The following is an 18885-nucleotide window of genomic DNA, read 5'->3' as shown; positions in this document are numbered from 1 at the left end:
GGTACGCACTCACAAGGGGATCAGCCCTTCACGCTGCCCGCGAGCATGCCGCGGATGTAGTAGCGTTGCAGGGCGAGGAAGAGGATCAGCACCGGCAGGACGGTGATGACCGACCCGGCCATCATCATCTCGATGTCCTGCACGTGCTCGCGCGACAGGGTCGCGAGGGCCACAGGCAGGGTGTAGTTCGACTGGTCGGTCAGGATGATCAGGGGCCACAGGAAGTCGTTCCACGACCCGACGAACACAAACAGGGCCAGGGTCACCAGAATGGGCTGCAGCGTCGGCAGCACCACGCGGGTGAAGATCTGGCGCTCCGAGGCGCCGTCCACCCGCGCGGCCTCCAGCATCTCGTCCGGAATCGACAAGGCGTACTGGCGCACCAGAAACAGGCCGAAGATGGAGGTCAGCCACGGCACCAGCGCCCCGGCGTAGGTGTTCACCAGACCCACCTGCTTCAGCATCAGGAACAGCGGCAGGGTGCCGATCTGGGCCGGGATCACCAAGGCCCCCACCAGCATCTGGAACAGCCGGTCGCGGCCGGTGAACCTCAGCTTGGCGAAGGCGTAGCCCGCGGGAACCGTGACCAGCAGGCACAGGCCCGTCGCCATGCCCGCCAGGGCGAAGCTGTTCCACAGATACCGGCCCATGCCCTGATTGGCGAACAGGTCGCGGTAGTGCTCCAGCGTCGGTTGCGACGGCAACAGCGGCGGCGGGAAGGTCGCCGCCTCGCCCGCGCTCATGAACGACACCGACACCATCCACGCCAGCGGGAACAGGACGATCAGCCCGATCAGGACCACGGCGATGTTCAGCAGAACCGTCGGCGGGGCGCGCTTCATGTCTCGCCCCCCAGACGGCGTGACACCCACAGCTGCACCAGGGTGATGGCGAAGATGCACAGGAACAGGATGAAGGCCACGGCGCTGGCGGAGCCCAGGTTCCACCATTTGAAGCCTTCCTCGTACATGAAATACAGCACCGTCACCGTGCTCTGGGCCGGTCCGCCCTGGGTCATCACATAGGGCTCGGCGAACAGCTGGAAGAAGGTGGCCACCGAGATGATGCTGACCAGCAGGACGGTCGGCGCGATGGCCGGCAGGGTCACATGGCGGAACTGCTTGACCGGTCCGGCGCCGTCGATGCGGGCGGCCTCGTACAGTTCCTCGGGCACGGTCTGCAGCACGGCCAGGAAGATCAGCATGGAATAGCCGAACAGCTTCCACACCGCGAAGATCAGGATGGCGGGGATGGCGGTCTCGGGCTGGCCCAGCCAGTCCACCGGCGGGATGCCGAATCCGTCCAGCACCCAGTTGATGACGCCGTAGCGGGTGTGCAGCAAATAGCGCCACACCACCGCCGTGGCCACCAGGGTGGTCACATAGGGGGCGAAGAACGCCACCCGCCAGATGGGCCGCCACTTCACCATCTTCGAATTCAGCAGCACCGCCGCCAGCAGCGAGGCGACGATGGTGGCCGGCACGCCCAGAACGGCGAACCAGGCGGTGTTGCGCATGGCCGTCCAGAACAGCGGATTGCCCAGCAGATTGACGTAGTTGTCCAGACCCACGAACCGCATGTTGCGGATGTCGGCCAGGGCGTAGATGTCGAAATCGGTCAGGCTCAGCAGCAGGGCGCCGAACACCGGAATGACCAGAAACAGGCCCACGGCGGCCAAGGCGGGCGACACGAAGCCCCAGGCCGCCCGTTCCGTCCGCGCCGCGCTCATACCGCCCGCCCCTGATCCAGCATCCAGCGGCGCTTTTCCAGCAGCCGGTCGGCGCGGCGGTCGATCTCGGCGCCGGCCGTCTCGGGGGTGTACTCGCCGCGCACCATGCGCTCGGCCACCACCTGCATCTCGGTGACGACGCGCTCCCATTCCGGAGCCTTGGGCACGGGCACGGCCCGCTCCAGCTGGGCCTCGAACGGCGCCAGCTTGGCGTCGCCGCGGATGCCCGCAGCGGCCCACGCCTCCACCTTGGCGGGCAGGTTGCCGGTCAGATCATTGAAGCGCGCCTGGGTGTCCACCTGCGACAGGTAGCGCACCAGCCGCCAGGCGGCGTCCTTGCGCGGCGAAGAGTCGAAAACCACCAGGCTGGACCCGCCCGGCGCCGAGGCGCCCGGCCCGTCCGGCCCCGGCACGCCGACTGTGGCCCAGTTCGCCTGCATTTCGTCGGACAGGCGGGCGCGGAAGTCGCCCACGCTCCACGGCCCGGAGAAATAGAAGCTGAAGAAGCCGCGGCTGAACTCGTCCCAGACGTTGGAGATCTGGGTCCCGGACACGGTGGGCGCCAGGTCCTCGTCGAACAGGCTCTTGTAGAAGGCCAGGGCCGAGACGAACGCCGGGCTGGAAAAATTGCCTCGGCTGTCGTTGTCGCGCAGCAGCGGCTCGCCGGTCTGCAGGCCGAAGGTCAGCAGCTGCTCGAACTCGTTCACCGGCATCAGGATGGCGTAGTTCCCGTCGCCCGCCACGCCCTTGACCGCATGCATGCAGGTTTTCCACTCGGCCCAGGTCTGGGGCACGGCGTCATAGCCGGCGCGGGCCAGCAGGTCGGTGCGGTGAAACACCAGCCGGGTGTCCACATACCAGGGCGCGCCCATCAGCCGCCCGCCGATGCGGTTGGTTTCCATGACGCTGTCGAAACCCCCGGCCACGATGTCGTCGGCGCCGGGGGGCACCGGCGTGGCCGCGCCGATGGCGGTCATCTCGGCGATCCAGGTGTTGCCCACCTGGCTGACGTCCGGCAGCGAGTCGCCCGCATAGGCGGTCAGCAGCTTCTCGTGGGCGGCGGTCCAGGGCAGGGCCTGCACCGAGACGCGCACGTCGGGGTTCAGGCGGTGGAATTCGTCCAGCAGGGCGGGGGTCGCCGCCCCCTCGTTGCCCATGGCCCACAGGGTCAGGCGCGTGACCCCGTCATCCGGGCGCGCGCAGGCCCCCACCGACGCGGCCAGACCCCCGGCCATCAGGCCGAGCGCCGCGCGTCGATGAAGGCCGGGTCCGCTCATGCGCTCAGCCAGCCTCCGGTGAAGCCGGCGCGCTCCAGCCCCCGGCGGATATGCGGATCAGTGCGCATCAGCCGCCAGACCAGGTCGGACCTGTGGTTCTCGATCATGATGACGATGGGGCCCTGATCGATGCCCAGATAATCGTCGGCCACCCAGCCCACATCCGGATGAATGTCGCCGTGCAGCAGGTCGTTGCCGCCGGTCTCGGTCAGGGTCGGATTGAACGAATCCAGGAAGCCGTAGCGGGTGTAGATGGCCGGATAGCGCGCCTTCACGGCCTTGACGCAGGGGATGACGATCTCCGGCGCGAAGGCGATGGAGGCCGCCGCCGCCGTGGGCGCGATGGTGCCGTCGTCCCGCTCCCCCGGCCCGCGCGCGGAATAGCTGAAGAACTCACGCTCGCGTCCGGCGATGTCCAGGGTGAAGTCGCCCGGTCCGTCACAGGCGGTCAGGCCCCAGACCTGATCCGAATAGCCGGTCCAGTTCCCCGCATTGGCCCGGGCATAGGCCTGTTGCGCATAGGCGGCGCGGCGGCTGTTCTCGAAATAGTCGAAGCCTTTCTCGCGCATGTAGGGATCCAGAATGCCCCGGAAATCCACCCACATGTGGCTGTACTGATGCCCGAACAGGGGCGCGAAATGCAGATAGGGCTGGCCCCATCGGTCCGTCCAGCTGAGGGTGTCATAGGTAGAGCACCACGCGGCCCACGCGGCGGGATCGACTGGATGGGTCGGGCTGGCCATGGCCAGCAGGATTACCAGCATGCCTTCGTTGTAGCCGTCCCAGTCGTGGGGGATGAAGCCGGTCTCGGGATGCCAGCCCATGCTGATCTTGTGGCCGCGCACCTGGGCCCAGGGCCATTCGACGCGGGCGTAGACCGCCTCGACCAGCCGCCGGATCTCCACCTCATCGGCGTGCTCGCCGTCGAAATAGCGCGCCGCGAACAGCATGCCGCCCAGCAAGAGGGCGGTGTCCACGGTGGACAGCTCGGTCGTGCCGAAACGGTGACCCGTCTGCATGTCCAGGAAGTGGTAAAAGAAGCCCTTGTGGCCCGTGACGCCTGTGGCCTGCGGTCCCTGCGGCGCGTCGTGGAAGAAGCGCACGGTGTTCAGGGTCCGCTCGCGCGCCTGATCCCGCGTGATCCAGCCGTTCTCCACGCCGATGGGATAGACGGTCAGGGCGCTGCCCACCGCCGCCACGGAACAGAAGGACGGCGTCGGCCAGCGGTCCGGCGTCAGGCCGGTCTCGTGCGGGGTGACGTCCCAGAACCAGCGGAAAGTCCGCTCCTGAAGCTCGGCGATCTCGGGATCCAGCCCGCCGGCCATGCCGGTGGTGGCGCAGGCGCCCAGGCCGGCGAGCGAGAGGCCGCCGGCGGCGGCGCATGAGGTCAACAGGAAACGACGGCGGTCCAAGGCGGAGCCTCCTTACGCGATACTATAGCAAAAAAATCGGCCGCTCCCGGGCAGAGGTGGGAGCGGCCGAGGCTCAGGAGAAAACCGTCACCAGCGGTAGCGCATGCCGATCTGGAAGCTGCGGGTGGGCAGCGACACGCTGTTCGGACGCCCGTATTCCGGCGAGTTGAAGTCCTGGTTGAAGCCCGAGTAGTTGCGGAAACCGAACACGTTGATGGCGTCCACGTAGATCTGGGCCTGATGACCGTCGAAGAGGTCGAAGTTCTTGGTCAGGCGCAGGTCCAGCTGGCGGTAGGCCCAGGCGTCCGGAATGAGGAAGCTGAACTTCTCCGGACGGCCCTCGTTCCAGCAGATGTTCGGGCCGCCGGCCGGGGCGTCGGGGCAGTTGAAGATGGTGTAGGGCCGGCCCGATCCGAGGGTCAGGAAGCCGGACAGCTGGAAGTTCCAGGGCAGATCCACCAGGCCGCTGGCCGTGATCCGGTGCCGCTCGTCCGTGGGCGAGTAGAAGGTCGGGGTGGTGTCGATCCAGTTGTAGTCGAAATCGAAATTGCCCAGGCCCTGATCGCGGCTGCCGTTCTGGGTGGCCTCGGAAAGGGTGTAGTTGATCTGGAAACCCCATCCGTCAGTCGCATTGTAGGGCTTCTCGGCCTGCAGATGCAGGGCCGCGTATTCCCGCTCGCGGTCGTGGTTGGAGATGAAGACCAGGTTGCGGAACTCGGGGAAGCCCACCGAGCTCGGCGTGGGCCCGCCGAAGCGGTTGCCGTCCGTGGCCGGATTGCCGATGTACCAGGCGAACTCGTTGTCCGTGAACGCATAGGCCAGGGTGGCGGACAGCTGCCAGTCGTTCCACATCTGGCGCACACCCAGGTTGAACTGGTCGGTGCGCGGCGGCGGGGCGTCGTTGCGGATCAGGAACACCTCGCCGGCGCCGGGGGTCGCCGCCAGCAGCGGATCGAGGCCTTCCGGCGTCAGATAGCTGGGATCCCACGCAACCGTGCCCGGGCGGGAGCCGTCAGGTGAGAAGCGGATCTCGGTGATGAACTGGGTCGGCTTGAACCGCTCATCGAAGGGGAAGTTGAAGCCGATACGGTCATAGTAGCGGCCCGCCCCGCCGAAGATCACCGTGCTCTGGTCCCCAAAGACGTCATAGGAGAAGCCGAGGCGCGGCTGGAAGGCTTCCGCGAAGGCGTCACGGCCATTGGTCGTGGTGTAGTCGTCCGGATTGAAATAATCGGGGAAGCTGTAGCCCGGCAGGGCCTCCATGGCCGCCAGCATGTCGCGGATGTTCTGGGGCGTGCTGTAGTCGTTGTTGACCGCGTTGTCCTCGTAATCCCAACGCAGGCCAAGGTTCAGCTCCAGCCGGTCGGTGATGCGCCAGTCGTCCTGGATGTACAGCCCGATGACGGTGTTCGACAGGTCCGCCGGCGGCACGTCAGAGCCGAAGGTGACTCGCACGGGAATCTCGTCTGAGCCGTTGATTTCCGGGCGACCCTCAATGTCGAACAGGAACTGCGGGTTGCGTCCGAATTCCTTGTTCACGAAATAGCTCTGGTCAGAGTATTTCAGGCCCAGCTTAATCGTGTGCTCGCCGTTCCACTCGATGTTAGTGAACGTCAGGTCGTTGCGGAACGTTATGCTTTCCTGTTCGGCGGTCTGGTCATCGCTGCGACCACCGGAGAAGAAGACCAGCCCTTCTCGTGAGAATTCGTTGAACTGAAATCCAGGCGTTGTCCCGTCCGCGTCGGCGAAGATGACATACTCCTGACCGAAGGTGTCGAAGTTCAGCGAGGTGGGATTGTAGGTGTAGCTGAAATAATCCAGCGCCATCTCATTCAGGAAATTGTCGCCCTGATACTGGTGGCGCAGCACCAGAGAGCGGGTGTCCGTGTTGATCTGGCGCGCGCGTTCCGGGCCATTCTGACCGCCCACATCCCGGATGTCGGCCTCCTCGCGCCAGGTGCCGGTCAGTTCCAGACGGTTCCGGTCATTGATCTGCCAGCTCAGCTTGCCGAAGAACAAGTCCTGCTCGAACGGCGTTGCGAAATTGCCAATCTGATCCGCGAACCGGTCGGCGTACTCCGGCCGGGTGATGAACGTCTGGGCCGAGCGGGTCTCGTCCTTGCGCTCGTAGGACGCCAGGAAGTGCAGGGTGTCCTCAATGATCGGGCCGGACAGGACGAAGCCGTACTGTTCGCGGGTCAGCTCCGGCTGCTCCGCGCCGCGCAGCTCCGAGAAGTAGTCCTGCTGGATCCATTCCTCGTTCTGATAGGTGGCGAACACCTCGCCCTCGAACTCGTTCGAGCCGGAGCGGGTCACGGCGGTGATGATGGCGGAGCCGGCCTGTTCGTACTCGGCCTTGAAGTTCTGCGAGACGACGCGGAACTCCTGCACGGCGCCCTGGGGGAAGGGGTTGCCGCGGCTGTCGTCCTGACCGGCGACGCCGCCGTCGATGATGGTGGACTTCTGGTTCTGGCCGTCGATGAAGACGTTGATGGCGGTGGCGGGCTGGCCGCCAGCGGTGATGGTCCGCTCGGTCTCGCCTTCGGTCACGCGCACGCCGGGCGCCAGGGCCGCGAAGTTCAGGAAGTTGCGGCTGATCTGCGGCAGGGTGTCGATCTGGGTGCGGCTGACGTTGGTGGCCACTTCCGAGGTGCGGGCGTCCGCCAGCTGACGGGCGGTGATGACCAGCTCCTCAACCTCGGTGGCGCCGGCGTCGGCGACGACGTCGCCTCCGACCAGCAGATCCAGGGTGCCGGTCTGACCCACGCCGATGCTGACGGTCTCGGTCGCGGTCTGGCCGTCCGACGTGGTGACGGTGACCTCGTAGGAGCCCGGACGCAGCCCCGACAGCACATAGTTGCCGGAAGCGTTGGCTGTGGAGCGGGAGACATAGCCGGTGGCGGTGTCGCGAGCCACGATCTGGGCCCCCGCCTCGGCCTGCCCCTGGTCGGTGACGTTGCCGCGGATGGTTGATGTGGCCGTCTGCGCCATGGCGCCGCCGGCGAGCATCAGGGAGGCCGCGATGGCGACCGCTGATGCGCCCATCAGGCCTCGGTGACGTTTGGTGTTCCGGATCATGGTCTTCATCCTCCCTGAGCGAGCGCGGACTTGGACCCGCTTTTCCCGCTGTTGCTGCTGCTGGATTGGCGCGCGACCAGTGTGGGCCGCACGATTTCGTGGTCGGGGACGCCGTCCCCCTGAGCGTCGATCAGGCCGGTCAGGCGCTCAAGCGCGCGGCGGCCGGTCTCGGCGATATTGATCTTCATGGTGGTCAGGGCGGGCCGGACCAGCGAGGCGATGGGCACGTCGTCGAACCCGCCGACGGCCACGTCCTCGGGACAGCGCAGACCCGCTTCCTGCAGCGCCGTCAGGACGCCGACCGCCATCATGTCGTTGCCCGCGAACACCGCGTCAGGGCGGATGTCCATGGCCGCGATGGCGGCCCCGGCGCGGTAGCCAGAGGCCTGATCGAAGTCGCCGTCCAGAACCACCGGCTCGATCCCTGCCTCGGCCATGGCGGCCAGGTAGCCGGCGCGCCGCGCCTCGGCTTCCAGGTTGCCGTCCGGCCCGGCCACGTGGGCCACGCGGCGGCGACCCTGCTCCAGCAGGTGACGGGTCATGGCCTCGGCGCCGCCATGATTGTCCACGGTGATGGAGGGGCGCTCCACATCCCGCGCGCCGCCGTTCATCAGCAGCACCGGCAGCGATTTCGGCAGGCTGGCGGCCAAGGCGGCGGCGTCCAGATGGGGCGACAGGATGATCAGCCCGTCCACCCGCCCGCGCATGGACTTGATGGCGAAGGACGCCTCCTCGGCGTCGTCGTGGGAGCTGGACACGATCAGATGCAGCCGCTTCTCGCGCGCCGCCAGATCCATGCCGCGGATCAGCTCCGAGAAGAACTCGCCGAACAGGTCCGGCAGGATCACGCCCACCGTGTCGGTACGCCGGGTGATCAGGCTGCGGGCGCCGGAGTGGGGCACATAGGACAGGGCCTCGACCGCCTCACGGACCCGGGCGCGGGTGTCCTCGCCCACCACGCCCTGGTCGTTCAGGACACGCGACACCGAGGCCACGGACACGCCCGCGCGGGCGGCCACGTCCTTGATGGTCGCGGGCCTCATGCCCGAGGCTCATGGGCGCTATGGGGGGCTTTCGCCGTCATCCTGATGCTGTCTCCCTGACCCCGCCTGAACTGTCCCGGCGGCCTTGACGGCGGTCCGGCGTTCAGCGTGTAATCGTTTACATGACACAGCCGTAATCGTTTACGCAAGCGTTTGTCGAACGCCCGAACATGAACGGACCGGCGACCACTCCAGGGCAGGAACACCTCTCATGAAACGAAGCTACGAATTTCCCGAGGGATTCCTGTGGGGCGCCGCCACCGCCGCCTATCAGATCGAGGGCTCGTCCATGGCCGACGGCGCGGGGGAGTCCATCTGGGACCGGTTCGTGCACACGCCCGGCATGATGAAGGACGGCGACACCGGCGAGGAGGCCTGCGACCACTACAACCGCTGGCGCGAGGACATTGAACTGATGAAGCGCCTGAATCTTCAGGCCTATCGCTTCAGCGTGTCCTGGAGCCGGGTGATGCCCGAGGGTCGCGGGCGCATCAACGCGGCGGGCCTGGACTTCTACGACCGGCTGGTGGACGGCCTGCTTGAGGCGGGCATCGAGCCGCTGTGCACCCTGTATCACTGGGACCTGCCCGCCGCCCTGGATGATCGCGGCGGCTGGCTGAACCCCGACATCGCCGACTGGTTCGCCGACTACGGCCAGGTTCTGTTCGAAAAGTTCAAGGGCCGCATCAAGACCTGGGGCACCATCAACGAGCCGTGGGTGATCGTGGACGGCGGCTATCTGCACGGGGCCCTGGCGCCCGGCCACCGCTCGGCTTTCGAGGCGGTGATCGCGGGCCACAACGTGCTGCGCGCCCACGGCGCCGCCGTGCGCCGCTTCCGCGACGTGGGCGAGGGCCGGATCGGCATCGTCCTGAACATCGAGCCCAAATACGCCGCCAGCGACAAGCCCGAGGACGAGGCCGCCCGCCGCCGGGCCGAGGCCCAGATGAACCGCTGGTTCCTCGATCCCCTGATGGGGCGCGGCTATCCAGAGGAGCTGAAGGACGTCTATGGGCGCGCCTGGCGCGAGTTCCCCAAGGAAGACTTCGACCTGATCGCCACGCCCACCGACTGGATGGGCCTGAACTGGTACACGCGGGCGGTGCCGGAAAACGACCCCTCCGCCTGGCCCGTGCGCGCACGCCCGGTGAAGCAGGTCCAGCACGCCCATACGGAGACGGGCTGGGAGGTCTACCCCCCTGCCCTGACCGACACCCTGGTCTGGCTGCATGAGCAGACGGGCGGCATGCCGCTGATGATCACCGAGAACGGCTCGGCCTGGTACGATCCGCCCCACGCCATCGATGGCCGCATCCACGACCCCATGCGGGTCGAGTACCTCAAGAACCACCTCAAGGCCGCCCACGACGCCATCGGCAAGGGCGTGAACCTGACCGGCTACATGGCCTGGTCCCTGCTGGACAATCTGGAGTGGTCGCTGGGCTTCTCCAAGCGGTTCGGCATCACCCACGTGAACTACCTGACCCAGGAGCGGACCATAAAGGACTCCGGCCTGCTCTACGCCCAGATCATCCAGACCAACGGCAAGGCGCTGGATACGCTCTAGGCCTGGGTCAGGTCGCCCGCGCCCATCGGTCCGCGCGCCACGGTGAAGCGCGCCGCGTCGCGCACCTCGAAGGGCTTGGCCAGGATGGTGGACACCGCCTTCAGCTCGGCGGTCGCCTGTTCCCGCGTCAGGGTCAGCAGCACGAAGCCCTTCGAGGACTGGTCGCAGAACACCACCTCCTCATTGGTCTGGGCCAGCGCCGGACCGAGCGGCAGGGCCGGAATGGCGTCGCCGGGCGAGGGGCTGGAGATGGCGCTGGCGCCGAACTCGACGGCGCGACGCTGGCCGGCCGCGTCCTTCAGCTCGTTGACCCAGAAGGCGTGGCTGTCGCCGGCCAGGACGATGGGCGAGACACCCGCCTCGGCGAAGGCGGCGTACAGGCGCTCGCGCTCGGCCGGATAGCCGTCCCAGCTGTCCAGATTGAACGGCAGGCCGAAGCGGAACAGCTGGATCGACTGCTGCACCTGCGCCCGCACGCCTTCGGGCAGCTGGGCCAGCAGGCCCTCGATCATGGCCGCCGGCACGGTGTCGGCCACATTGGGGCCGGCCACGCGGGCCATGACCACCTGATTGCCGATGATCTGCCACGGACGGCCCGCCAGACGCGACGCCTCCAGCTCGCCCTTCAGCCAGGTGATCTGATCGGCGCCCATCAGCTCGCGGGCCGGATCGTTGCGGATGGTTTCGAACCCGGCCACGTCGGGGATCGGATTGCCCGCCTCGTCCGTGGTCATGGGCAGGTGGGTGGCGTAGCCGATGGGCTCATCCCGCGCGGTCAGACGCGTCTCGACCATCACCAGGGTCGCCAGATCGCCGAAGTGGAAGGTGCGATTGATGGCCGCCATGGACAGGCCGTCCTGCGGTTCGCGGATGGGCATCCACTCGTAATAGGCGCGCAGGGCCGCGGCCTTGCGCGCGCCATAGTCGCCCTCATCGCGGGGCTGGTGGTTCTGGGCGCCCTCGGTCCAGCTGTCGTTGGTGACTTCGTGATCGTCCCACACGCAGATGAAGGGCGCGCGGGCATGGGCGGCCTGCAGGTCGGCGTCGGACTTGTACTGGGCGTGACGGCGGCGATAGTCGTCCAGGCTGACGATCTCGTGGGCCGGCTCGGGCACGCGGTTCAGGGCCGCCCCGGTGACCATGCCGTAGTCGTCCGCCTCGGCGCCGTATTCATAGATGTAGTCGCCCAGGTGCACGACCGCGTCCAGGCGCTCCAGTCCGGCCATGGCCTCATAGGCGTTGAACAGGCCGCCCGGGTGCAGCTGGCACGACGCCACCGCCAGCACCACGTCCTCGGTCCCGCCGGCGGGCAGGGTGCGGGTGCGGCCCTCGGGCGAGCGCACCTCGCCGACCACGAAATCGAAGCGGTAGTCGGCGCCGGGCTGAAGGCCGCCCACGTCCACCTTGACCGTTTGGTCCCGTTCGGGCCCGGTCTGGACCGTACCCGAGGCGACCACCGTGTCGCTGTCCAGCGGCCGGATGCGCCAGTCCACCGAGACCGCCGCGTCGGCGCGGTCCGGGCTGACCCGGGTCCACAGCATGACCCGGTCGGCGAGCGGATCGCCCGAGGCGACGCCGTGGCGGAATTCGACCGCCGCAGCGGACTGGCGGGCGTGGGCGGAAGCGGCGGGGGCGGCGGCCCCCGCGCCGATCAGGCCCAGAAGGCGGCGACGGTCGATGGGCATGACGGCGGCTCCTAGTAACGCAGGCTCAGATTGACGCCCCAGGTGCGCGAGCGCCCGGCGATGAAGGTGGGCATGCCCAGACCGTCGCCGGTATTGCCCGCGTCCTTGATGAACTCTTCGTCCAGCAGGTTGTCGCCGAACACCTCCACGCCCCAGTCCGCGCTGTCGGGCGCATAGCGAAGGCGCAGGTTGAACAGGCCGTAGGCGTCCTGCACCTCGTCCTGCTCGGTGTCGGGCACCAGATTGTTCACCTGCAACGCGGCGATGTCGTTGTCGTCGCTGAAGAAGACTTCCGACTGCCAGGTGTAGCTGGGCTGGATCTCGAAGGCGCCGGCGCCGGCCCGCACCCGCCACACCGCGCCCACCGACGCCATATGGTCTGGCGACAGGCGGAAGCTGTTGCCCTCATAGATGCCGTTGCCGAAGCGCGAGTGGTTGAAGCCGTAGGTGGCGAACAGGTCCAGAGCGTCCGAGGCGGCGTAGAACACCTGCCCCTCGAAGCCGTAGGATTCCGCCTCGCCGGCGTTGGTGGTGATGAACTGGACGCCGTCCTGAACCGTGGTCTGGAAGTTCTGGTAGTCATACAGATAGACCGCGCCGTCCAGTCGCAGCGCCCCGTCCATCAGCACCGATTTGGCGCCGATCTCGAAGCTGTCCACCGTTTCGGCCTCCACGGTGTTGAAGCTCACCGCGCCGCCCGGCTGGGACGGGCCGGCGGGGGCCAGAACCTCGGGACGACGGCCGCGCGCATAGTTGGCGTACAGGCTCAGGTCGTCCGACACCGCGTAGCGGGCGGTCAGACGCCAGGTGAAGCCGTCGTCCTCGCTGTCCTGATAGACGAAATCGCCGTTGTTGGCCGTGGGCTGGGCCGTCAGGGCGAACAGGGGCAGGCCGGGCAGGGTGGCGAAGCCCGGCGTGGACAGGGCGCCGACCAGACCGTTCAGCTGAGCGTTGAGGGCGGCGGCCTGGGCCAGGGCCTCGGGCGTCCCGACAGCGATCAGCTGCTGGATCTGTCCTGCGATGGCCTGGGCGCCCAGGATGCCGCCGAGGGTCGAGCGGCCGTTGTCCACCTGGGCCGCGTAGCCGGTGGTCTTCTCGTCGGTGGTGTAGCGAACGCCGGCCGACAGCTCGAGGCGGTCGGTGGCCTGGAAGGTCATGTCGCCGAACACGTCCCAAGAGGTCAGCTCGGACACATTGGTGGGCGTCTCGATATGGGCGGGCTTCAGGTTGCCGGCGATGGCCGGGGCCAGCGGGCCGGCGCCCAGCGGCGCCAGCAACTGGCCCAGGATCAGCTGGGACAGGCCCGGATAGGCCGCGGCGGGCAGCGTGCCGCCGCCCATGCCGCCGTCCAGCAAGCCCGACAGCTGGGCCAGGGCGACGCGCTCGTCGAACTGGGTCGGGGTGCGCTGATAGCCTTCCTCATGGAAATAGCCGGCGCCCACGAAGCCGGTCACGCGCGGGCCGGCCTCGAAGTTCAGGCGCAGCTCCTGGCTGAACTGCTCGCCGTAGGCGTCCTCGGCGGCGGTCAGGATCGGCAGGGACACGCCGTCGGCGTCGAAGGTCTCGTAGGAGTCGAACTCGCGATAGGCGGTGATGCTGTTCAGGGTCAGGGTGGGCGACAGGTCCCAGGCCACCAGGCCGGTGACGCCCCACACATCCCGGTCCAGACCCAGGGACTGGCCGCCGTCGAAATCGCCGCCCGGAGTCAGGGCCGCGCCTTCCCAGGGCGCCGTCCCGCCCAGCACCGCGCCGGTGTTCGGATCGGCGGGGGCGTAGGCGATGGACTTGAACGATGTCGCCGTGCCGTCGTCATGCTGATAGTTGGCGATGATGTCGATGCTGAGGTCCGGCGTCGGCTCGAAGGCGAGGGCCAGGCGATAGGCCTCGGTGTCCACGCCGTTGTAGTCCTCGCCGCCCAGCAGGTTCTCCACATAGCCGTCGCGGCTCTTCAGGCGCGTGGCGAAGCGGATGGCGGAGGTCTCGCCCAGCGGCATGTTGATCATGCCCTCGGCCAGCCGATAGCCCAGGTCGCCGAAGCCGACGCGGGCGTCAGCCTGGAATTCGCCCGGCTCGGCCCGGCGCTGGACGATGTTCACCGCCCCGATCAGGGCGCCCCGACCGTACAGGGTCGACTGCGGCCCCTTGGCGATCTCCATGCGCTCGATGTCGAACAGCTCCACATAGGAGCCCCGCGACTTCGAGATGGACACGCCGTCCTGATAGACCGACACGCGCGGCTCGCTGGTGGCGGCGCCGGAGTCCGAGGTGATGCCCCGCATCACGAAGCCGGGGTTGTTGGGCGACTGGTTCTGCACCAGGAAGCCGGGGACGTAGGCCGACAGTTCCTCGAACTCCTGCACACCCAGATCGCGCAGGAAGTCGCCGTTGTAGGCGGTCAGGGCGAAGGGCACCTCGATGGGGTCCTGGGCGCGCAGCTGGGCGGTGACGACGATTTCGTCGACCTGGGTGGCCTCCTGGGCCTGAGCCGTTCCGGCGAACAGGGCGCAGGCGGCAGCCGCGCTCATGAGGCCGATGCGACGAGATGTGATGCGAGCCATGATGTAGTCCCCCGATTGGATGGACTCGCACTAATCGCCGTTCATGTAGGACGCGCGACAGCTTCGCCACGGTCCGGTGACGCTTGATCCGGGACGCTGGAATTCCGCGTCCGAGGGCAAGGGCGCCACAGGCCGACAGGCCGGCCTCACTTAAGTCCGACAAAAGCGGTTGCGCGTCGCGGCCGCATCGTTCCACTGTGCCGGGTCGCAGGGAGGCGATGCATGACAGACACCAGCCGCGAAGACGTCCGCCGGGCCGAACACAAGGCCTACTGGAAAAAGAACCTGACCCTGATGGGCGCGCTGCTGGCGATCTGGTTCCTGGTGTCGTTCGGGGCGGGCATCCTGTTTCGCGACTGGCTGGACCAGTTCAGCATCGGCGGGGCGCCGCTGGGCTTCTGGTTCGCCCAGCAGGGATCGATCTACGTCTTTGTGGTTCTGATCTTCGTCTATGCGGTGGTGATGGACCGCATCGAGCGCCGTCACGGCGCGGACGATCAGGTCTGAAGGGGGCGGACATGGACACCATCTTCGGCCTGTCGCCGACCCTGTTCTGGACCTGCTTCTTCGTCATCACCAGCTTCGGCCTTTACATCGGCATCGCCGTGTGGGCCCGGGCCTCCAGCACCAACGACTTCTATGTGGCCGGGCACGACGTGCATCCGGTGTTCAACGGCATGGCCACCGCCGCCGACTGGATGAGCGCGGCCAGCTTCATGTCCATGGCCGGGATCATCGCCTTCTCCGGCTATGACGGCTCGGTCTATCTGATGGGCTGGACCGGCGGCTATGTGCTGCTGGCGCTGCTCTTGGCGCCGTACCTCAGGAAGTTCGGCAAGTTCACCGTGCCGGACTTCATCGGCGACCGGTACTATTCCCAGACCGCCCGGATCGTGGCGGTGATCTGCGCCCTGTTCGTGTCGTTCACCTACATCGCCGGCCAGATGCGCGGGGTGGGCATCGCCTTCTCAAACTTCCTGGACGTGCCCATCGAGATCGGGGTCGTGGTGGGCTCCATCGTGGTGCTGTTCTATGCGGTGCTCGGCGGAATGAAGGGGGTCACCTACACCCAGGTGGCGCAGTACTGCGTGCTGATCTTCGCCTTCATGGTGCCGGCCATCTTCCTGTCGCTGCAGATCACCGGCTCGCCGATTCCGCAGCTGGGCTTCGTGGGCAACGCCCAGAACGGAACGCCCTTGTTGCAGAACCTGGACCAGACCCTGACCGAGCTTGGCTTCTCGGCCTACACCGAGGGGACCAAGGCGCGCATCGACGTGTTCGCCATCACCCTGGCCCTGATGGTGGGCACGGCCGGCCTGCCCCACGTGATCATCCGCTTCTTCACCGTGCCCAAGGCGTCGGACGCGCGGCGGTCGGCAGGCTACGCCCTGGCCTTCATCGCCATTCTCTACACCACCGCCCCGGCGGTGGCCGTGTTCGCCCGTTCCAACTTCATCGATACGGTGCACCAGTCGGAATATTCGCAGGACGTGCGCCAGGGCGAGGCCGAGGCGGCCGATCAGGGCGCGGGCGCCACGCCCCAGTGGTTCTACAACTGGGAGCGCACCGGCCTGCTTGAGTTCACCGACAAGGACGGAGACGGGCGCATCCGCTACGCCGCCGACGCCGAGGTCAATGAGGTGACCAAACTGGATCAGGACATCTTCGTCCTGGCCAATCCCGAGATCGGCGGCCTGCCGGCCTGGGTCATCGGTCTGGTTGTGGCGGGCGGTCTGGCGGCGGCCCTGTCCACGGCGGCGGGCCTGCTGATGGTCATCTCCTCGGCCGTGTCCCACGACCTGTGCAAGAAGGTGCTTTTCAAGGACATGAGCGACAAGCGCGAGCTGCTGGTGGCGCGGCTGGCGGCGGTGGTCGCGGTGCTGATCGCCATTCTGGCGGGTATCTATCCGCCGGGCTTCGTGGCGGCGGTGGTGGCCTTCGCCTTCGGTCTGGCGGCGGCCAGCTTCTTTCCGGCCATCTTCCTCGGCATCTTCTGGAAGCGCATGAACAAGCACGGCGCCATCTGGGGCATGATCTCGGGCCTGACCGTCACGGGCGCCTATCTGATCCACTTCAAGGTCGGCTTCTCGCCCATGGTGATCGGGGTCACGGTGCTGGTTCTGGCCCTGGCGGTGTTCGTGCTGCATCTGGGCGCGTCCCAGGACAGCGGCCGGCGCTTCACGCCCTTCGCGGCGGTTTCGGGCCTGTTGGTCCTGACCGGGCTGGCGGCCTTCCTCGGCCTGATCCCCGGCGCGGCCGCAGGCACGCCCGAGGCCTGGTTCCTGGGCATTTCGCCCGAGGGCTTCGGCGCCGTGGGCATGGTCATCAGCTTCATCGTGTCCATCGTCGTCACCCTGGCCACGCCCGCCCCGCCGGCCGAGGTTCAGGCCATGGTCGAGGAGATCCGACTGCCGTCGGCCGGCTGAAGGCCCGCCGATTTAATCCCCGGCCGTTGAGCCGACGGTAACCGGGACCGTGGCAGAGAGGGCGTTCAACTGTCGGGGAACGCCCATGTCCATCGCGCCAGCACGCACTGAACGCCGGGGAGACATCCAGGGCCTGCGGGCCGTGGGCGCCCTGCTGGTGGCCGTGTTTCACATCTGGTTCGCCCGGGTGTCCGGCGGAGTGGACGTGTTCTTCGTGGTGTCCGGGTTCCTGCTGATCGGCTCGCTGGGCCGCGAAGCTGTGGCGAAGGGTTCCGTGGACGTGATCCGCTATGCGGCGAAGTTGGCCAAGCGCCTCTTGCCTGCGTCCCTGTTCGTGCTGGTGGTCATCGTCCTGACCGCGCCCCTGTGGGCGCCCGGCGTGCGGTGGGAGCCCTACGCCAAGCACGTGATCGCCGCGGCCGCCTATCTGGAGAACTGGTATCTGATCAAATTCTCCACCGACTATCTGACCCGCGACGCGGCCACCGCGCCGGTGCAGCACTACTGGGCCATGGCGGTTCAGGTGCAGGCGCTGGCCTTCTTCGGCGTGGCCATGTGGGGGCTGGCGTGGGCGGTGGGCCGCACGAGCATAGACCGCACCAAGGCGGTGACCGGATTCCTGATCCTGATGTTCGTGGGCTCTCTGGCCTGGTCGGTGGTCCATACGGCGCGCGATCAGCCCGCCGCCTATTTCGACACCTTCGCCCGTTTGTGGGAGTTCGCCCTGGGCGGCCTCGTCGCCCTGATCCTGCCGCGCCTGAAGCTGGGCGAGGGTCTGAGGCTGGCGCTGGGCTGGCTGGGTCTGGCCTTGATCGTGTCGTGCGGCTTCCTGCTGCAGGTCTCCACGGTGTTTCCCGGCTATGCGGCCCTGTGGCCGACGCTGGGCGCCGCCATGGTGCTGATCGGCGGTCTGGGCGTCAGCCGGTTCGGCGTGGCGCGGCTGCTGGGCAGCCGTCCGTTCACCTGGCTGGGGGACCGGTCCTACGGCCTGTACCTGTGGCACTGGCCGATCCTGCTGGCCTATCTGGCGATCAGCGAGCGCACCGTCGCCACGCCGCTGGCGGGTCTGGTCATTCTGGGCGCGGCCCTTCTGGCCGCCGACCTGACCCTGCGCTTCATCGAGGGGCCGACGCGCTACCTCAGCGACGCGAAACCCTGGCGCATCCTGATCGCCGGGGCCGCCGCCGTGGCGGTGGCCGGCGGGGTCGCCGTGGGCTGGATCGGCTATACGAAGTTTCAGGCCCGCGCCGAGTGGGCGCGGCTGGCGGATACAGAGGCTTACCCCGGCGCCGCCGCCTTCGGACGCGACATCCCCCAGGCACCGGTGACGCCCGGTCCGTTCACCGTGCGCGCCGACCGGCCCGAGCTCTACGACAACGGCTGCCATCAGTCCGAGACCGGGACCGCCACGCCGAACTGCGTCTATGGCGACCCGGACGCGCCCTACACCCTGGCGGTGGTGGGCGGCTCGCACGTGACCCAGTGGTTCCCGGCCTTGCTGGGCGCGGTGGAGGCCAGCGACTGGAAGCTGATGATCTTCACCAAGAGCGCCTGTCTGTTCCGCGAAACGCCGGAGCCCCACGAGCCGCCTTCCTGCGCCGTGTGGAACCGCAATGTGATGGCCGAGCTGGAGCGCATCCGCCCGGACGCGGTGTTCACCACCACCACGCGCGGCGAGTATTCGGCCGACGAGATCGCGCCGGGTTACGTCGAACGCTGGCGCGAGCTGGAGGCCTTGGGCATCCCCATCGTGGGCATGCGCGACACGCCGTGGTTCCAGTTCGACGTGGCCGAGTGCGTGGAGCGGTTCGGCCGCGACGCCGCGCGGTGCTCACGGGCGCGGGCGGACCTGCTGTCGCCGGAAAATCCGACGCTTGAGGTGACGGAGATCGAGGGTCTGTATCCGCTCGATTTCTCGCGCTTCTTCTGTGACGAGGCCACCTGCCCGGCTGTGGTGGGCAATGTCATGGTCTATCACGACACCCACCACTTCGGGACGACCTACGCCCGCTCGCTGGCGCCGATGCTGAGGGAAGAGCTGACGCCCGTGCTGGACGGGATCGCGGCGGCCGGACGCTAGTCATATCCGCTCACCCCAGCGAAGGCTGGG

12 protein-coding genes are annotated in these 18885 nt (G+C 67.6%); 4 read left to right on the top strand and 8 right to left on the bottom strand.

Annotated elements, in window-relative coordinates:
* Positions 1-20: 20 nt before the first annotated feature.
* The 6 genes from ACI8U3_RS13770 to ACI8U3_RS13745 all read right to left on the bottom strand — a co-directional run bounded on the left by ACI8U3_RS13770 (position 21) and on the right by ACI8U3_RS13745 (position 8539).
* Positions 21-842 (bottom strand): carbohydrate ABC transporter permease, encoded by an 822-nt coding sequence (locus tag ACI8U3_RS13770; RefSeq protein WP_415015438.1) that lies wholly within the window; start codon positions 840-842, stop codon positions 21-23.
* Entirely contained in the window at positions 839-1729 is an 891-nt protein-coding gene (locus ACI8U3_RS13765) for a carbohydrate ABC transporter permease (protein WP_415015437.1), read from the bottom strand. Before ACI8U3_RS13765 ends, ACI8U3_RS13770 begins: the two co-directional genes overlap by 4 nt.
* Positions 1726-3006, bottom strand: coding sequence for an extracellular solute-binding protein (locus tag ACI8U3_RS13760; protein ID WP_415015436.1), 1281 nt, complete (start codon positions 3004-3006; stop codon positions 1726-1728). The genes ACI8U3_RS13765 and ACI8U3_RS13760 overlap by 4 nt, the downstream gene beginning before the upstream one ends.
* Positions 3003-4418 (bottom strand): glucoamylase family protein, encoded by a 1416-nt coding sequence (locus ACI8U3_RS13755; RefSeq protein ID WP_415015435.1) that lies wholly within the window; start codon positions 4416-4418, stop codon positions 3003-3005. The genes ACI8U3_RS13760 and ACI8U3_RS13755 overlap by 4 nt, the downstream gene beginning before the upstream one ends.
* 87 nt (positions 4419-4505) lie before the next feature.
* Positions 4506-7496, bottom strand: a complete 2991-nt coding sequence (locus tag ACI8U3_RS13750; protein ID WP_415015434.1) for a TonB-dependent receptor — start codon at positions 7494-7496, stop codon at positions 4506-4508.
* A 5-nt stretch (positions 7497-7501) separates the two neighbouring features.
* Positions 7502-8539 (bottom strand): LacI family DNA-binding transcriptional regulator, encoded by a 1038-nt coding sequence (locus tag ACI8U3_RS13745; RefSeq protein ID WP_415015433.1) that lies wholly within the window; start codon positions 8537-8539, stop codon positions 7502-7504.
* Between the two features lie 211 nt (positions 8540-8750).
* On the opposite strand from ACI8U3_RS13745, the gene ACI8U3_RS13740 reads away from it, so the two are divergent.
* Positions 8751-10106 (top strand): GH1 family beta-glucosidase, encoded by a 1356-nt coding sequence (locus ACI8U3_RS13740; protein WP_415015432.1) that lies wholly within the window; start codon positions 8751-8753, stop codon positions 10104-10106.
* Here ACI8U3_RS13740 and ACI8U3_RS13735 read toward each other — a convergent pair.
* Entirely contained in the window at positions 10103-11791 is a 1689-nt protein-coding gene (locus tag ACI8U3_RS13735; protein ID WP_415015431.1) for an alkaline phosphatase D family protein, read from the bottom strand. The two genes, ACI8U3_RS13740 and ACI8U3_RS13735, sit on opposite strands and share 4 nt — an antisense overlap.
* Positions 11792-11802: 11 nt before the next feature.
* Positions 11803-14349, bottom strand: a complete 2547-nt coding sequence (locus ACI8U3_RS13730; protein WP_415015430.1) for a TonB-dependent receptor — start codon at positions 14347-14349, stop codon at positions 11803-11805.
* A gap of 222 nt (positions 14350-14571) precedes the next feature.
* Between ACI8U3_RS13730 and ACI8U3_RS13725 the strand changes: the two genes are divergently transcribed.
* From ACI8U3_RS13725 to ACI8U3_RS13715, 3 genes are all read left to right on the top strand, one after another.
* A complete protein-coding gene (locus tag ACI8U3_RS13725) occupies positions 14572-14856 on the top strand; it encodes a DUF4212 domain-containing protein (protein ID WP_415015429.1) in 285 nt (94 codons plus the stop codon).
* 11 nt (positions 14857-14867) lie between these two features.
* Positions 14868-16775, top strand: a complete 1908-nt coding sequence (locus tag ACI8U3_RS13720) for a sodium:solute symporter family protein (protein ID WP_415015428.1) — start codon at positions 14868-14870, stop codon at positions 16773-16775.
* 85 nt (positions 16776-16860) lie between these two features.
* Complete coding sequence (locus tag ACI8U3_RS13715) at positions 16861-18855, top strand: acyltransferase family protein (protein ID WP_415015427.1); 1995 nt, start codon at positions 16861-16863, stop codon at positions 18853-18855.
* Positions 18856-18885: the final 30 nt, after the last annotated feature.

Source organism: Brevundimonas sp., from assembly GCF_047617075.1.
GTDB lineage: Bacteria > Pseudomonadota > Alphaproteobacteria > Caulobacterales > Caulobacteraceae > Brevundimonas.
The sequence above is the reverse complement of the archived record's forward strand: the minus strand, read 5'-3'. Positions and strand labels throughout refer to the sequence as shown.

Excerpts from the sequence above, each read along its gene's own strand:
- ACI8U3_RS13750 (WP_415015434.1), bottom strand. The coding sequence starts at position 7,496 with ATGATCCGGAACACCAAACGTCACCGAGGCCTGATGGGCGCATCAGCG.
- ACI8U3_RS13730 (WP_415015430.1), bottom strand. The coding sequence starts at position 14,349 with ATGGCTCGCATCACATCTCGTCGCATCGGCCTCATGAGCGCGGCTGCC.
- ACI8U3_RS13765 (WP_415015437.1), bottom strand. The coding sequence starts at position 1,729 with ATGAGCGCGGCGCGGACGGAACGGGCGGCCTGGGGCTTCGTGTCGCCC.
- ACI8U3_RS13745 (WP_415015433.1), bottom strand. The coding sequence starts at position 8,539 with ATGAGGCCCGCGACCATCAAGGACGTGGCCGCCCGCGCGGGCGTGTCC.
- ACI8U3_RS13725 (WP_415015429.1), top strand. The coding sequence starts at position 14,572 with ATGACAGACACCAGCCGCGAAGACGTCCGCCGGGCCGAACACAAGGCC.
- ACI8U3_RS13760 (WP_415015436.1), bottom strand. The coding sequence starts at position 3,006 with ATGAGCGGACCCGGCCTTCATCGACGCGCGGCGCTCGGCCTGATGGCC.
- ACI8U3_RS13715 (WP_415015427.1), top strand. The coding sequence starts at position 16,861 with ATGTCCATCGCGCCAGCACGCACTGAACGCCGGGGAGACATCCAGGGC.
- ACI8U3_RS13735 (WP_415015431.1), bottom strand. The coding sequence starts at position 11,791 with ATGCCCATCGACCGTCGCCGCCTTCTGGGCCTGATCGGCGCGGGGGCC.
- ACI8U3_RS13740 (WP_415015432.1), top strand. The coding sequence starts at position 8,751 with ATGAAACGAAGCTACGAATTTCCCGAGGGATTCCTGTGGGGCGCCGCC.
- ACI8U3_RS13770 (WP_415015438.1), bottom strand. The coding sequence starts at position 842 with ATGAAGCGCGCCCCGCCGACGGTTCTGCTGAACATCGCCGTGGTCCTG.
- ACI8U3_RS13720 (WP_415015428.1), top strand. The coding sequence starts at position 14,868 with ATGGACACCATCTTCGGCCTGTCGCCGACCCTGTTCTGGACCTGCTTC.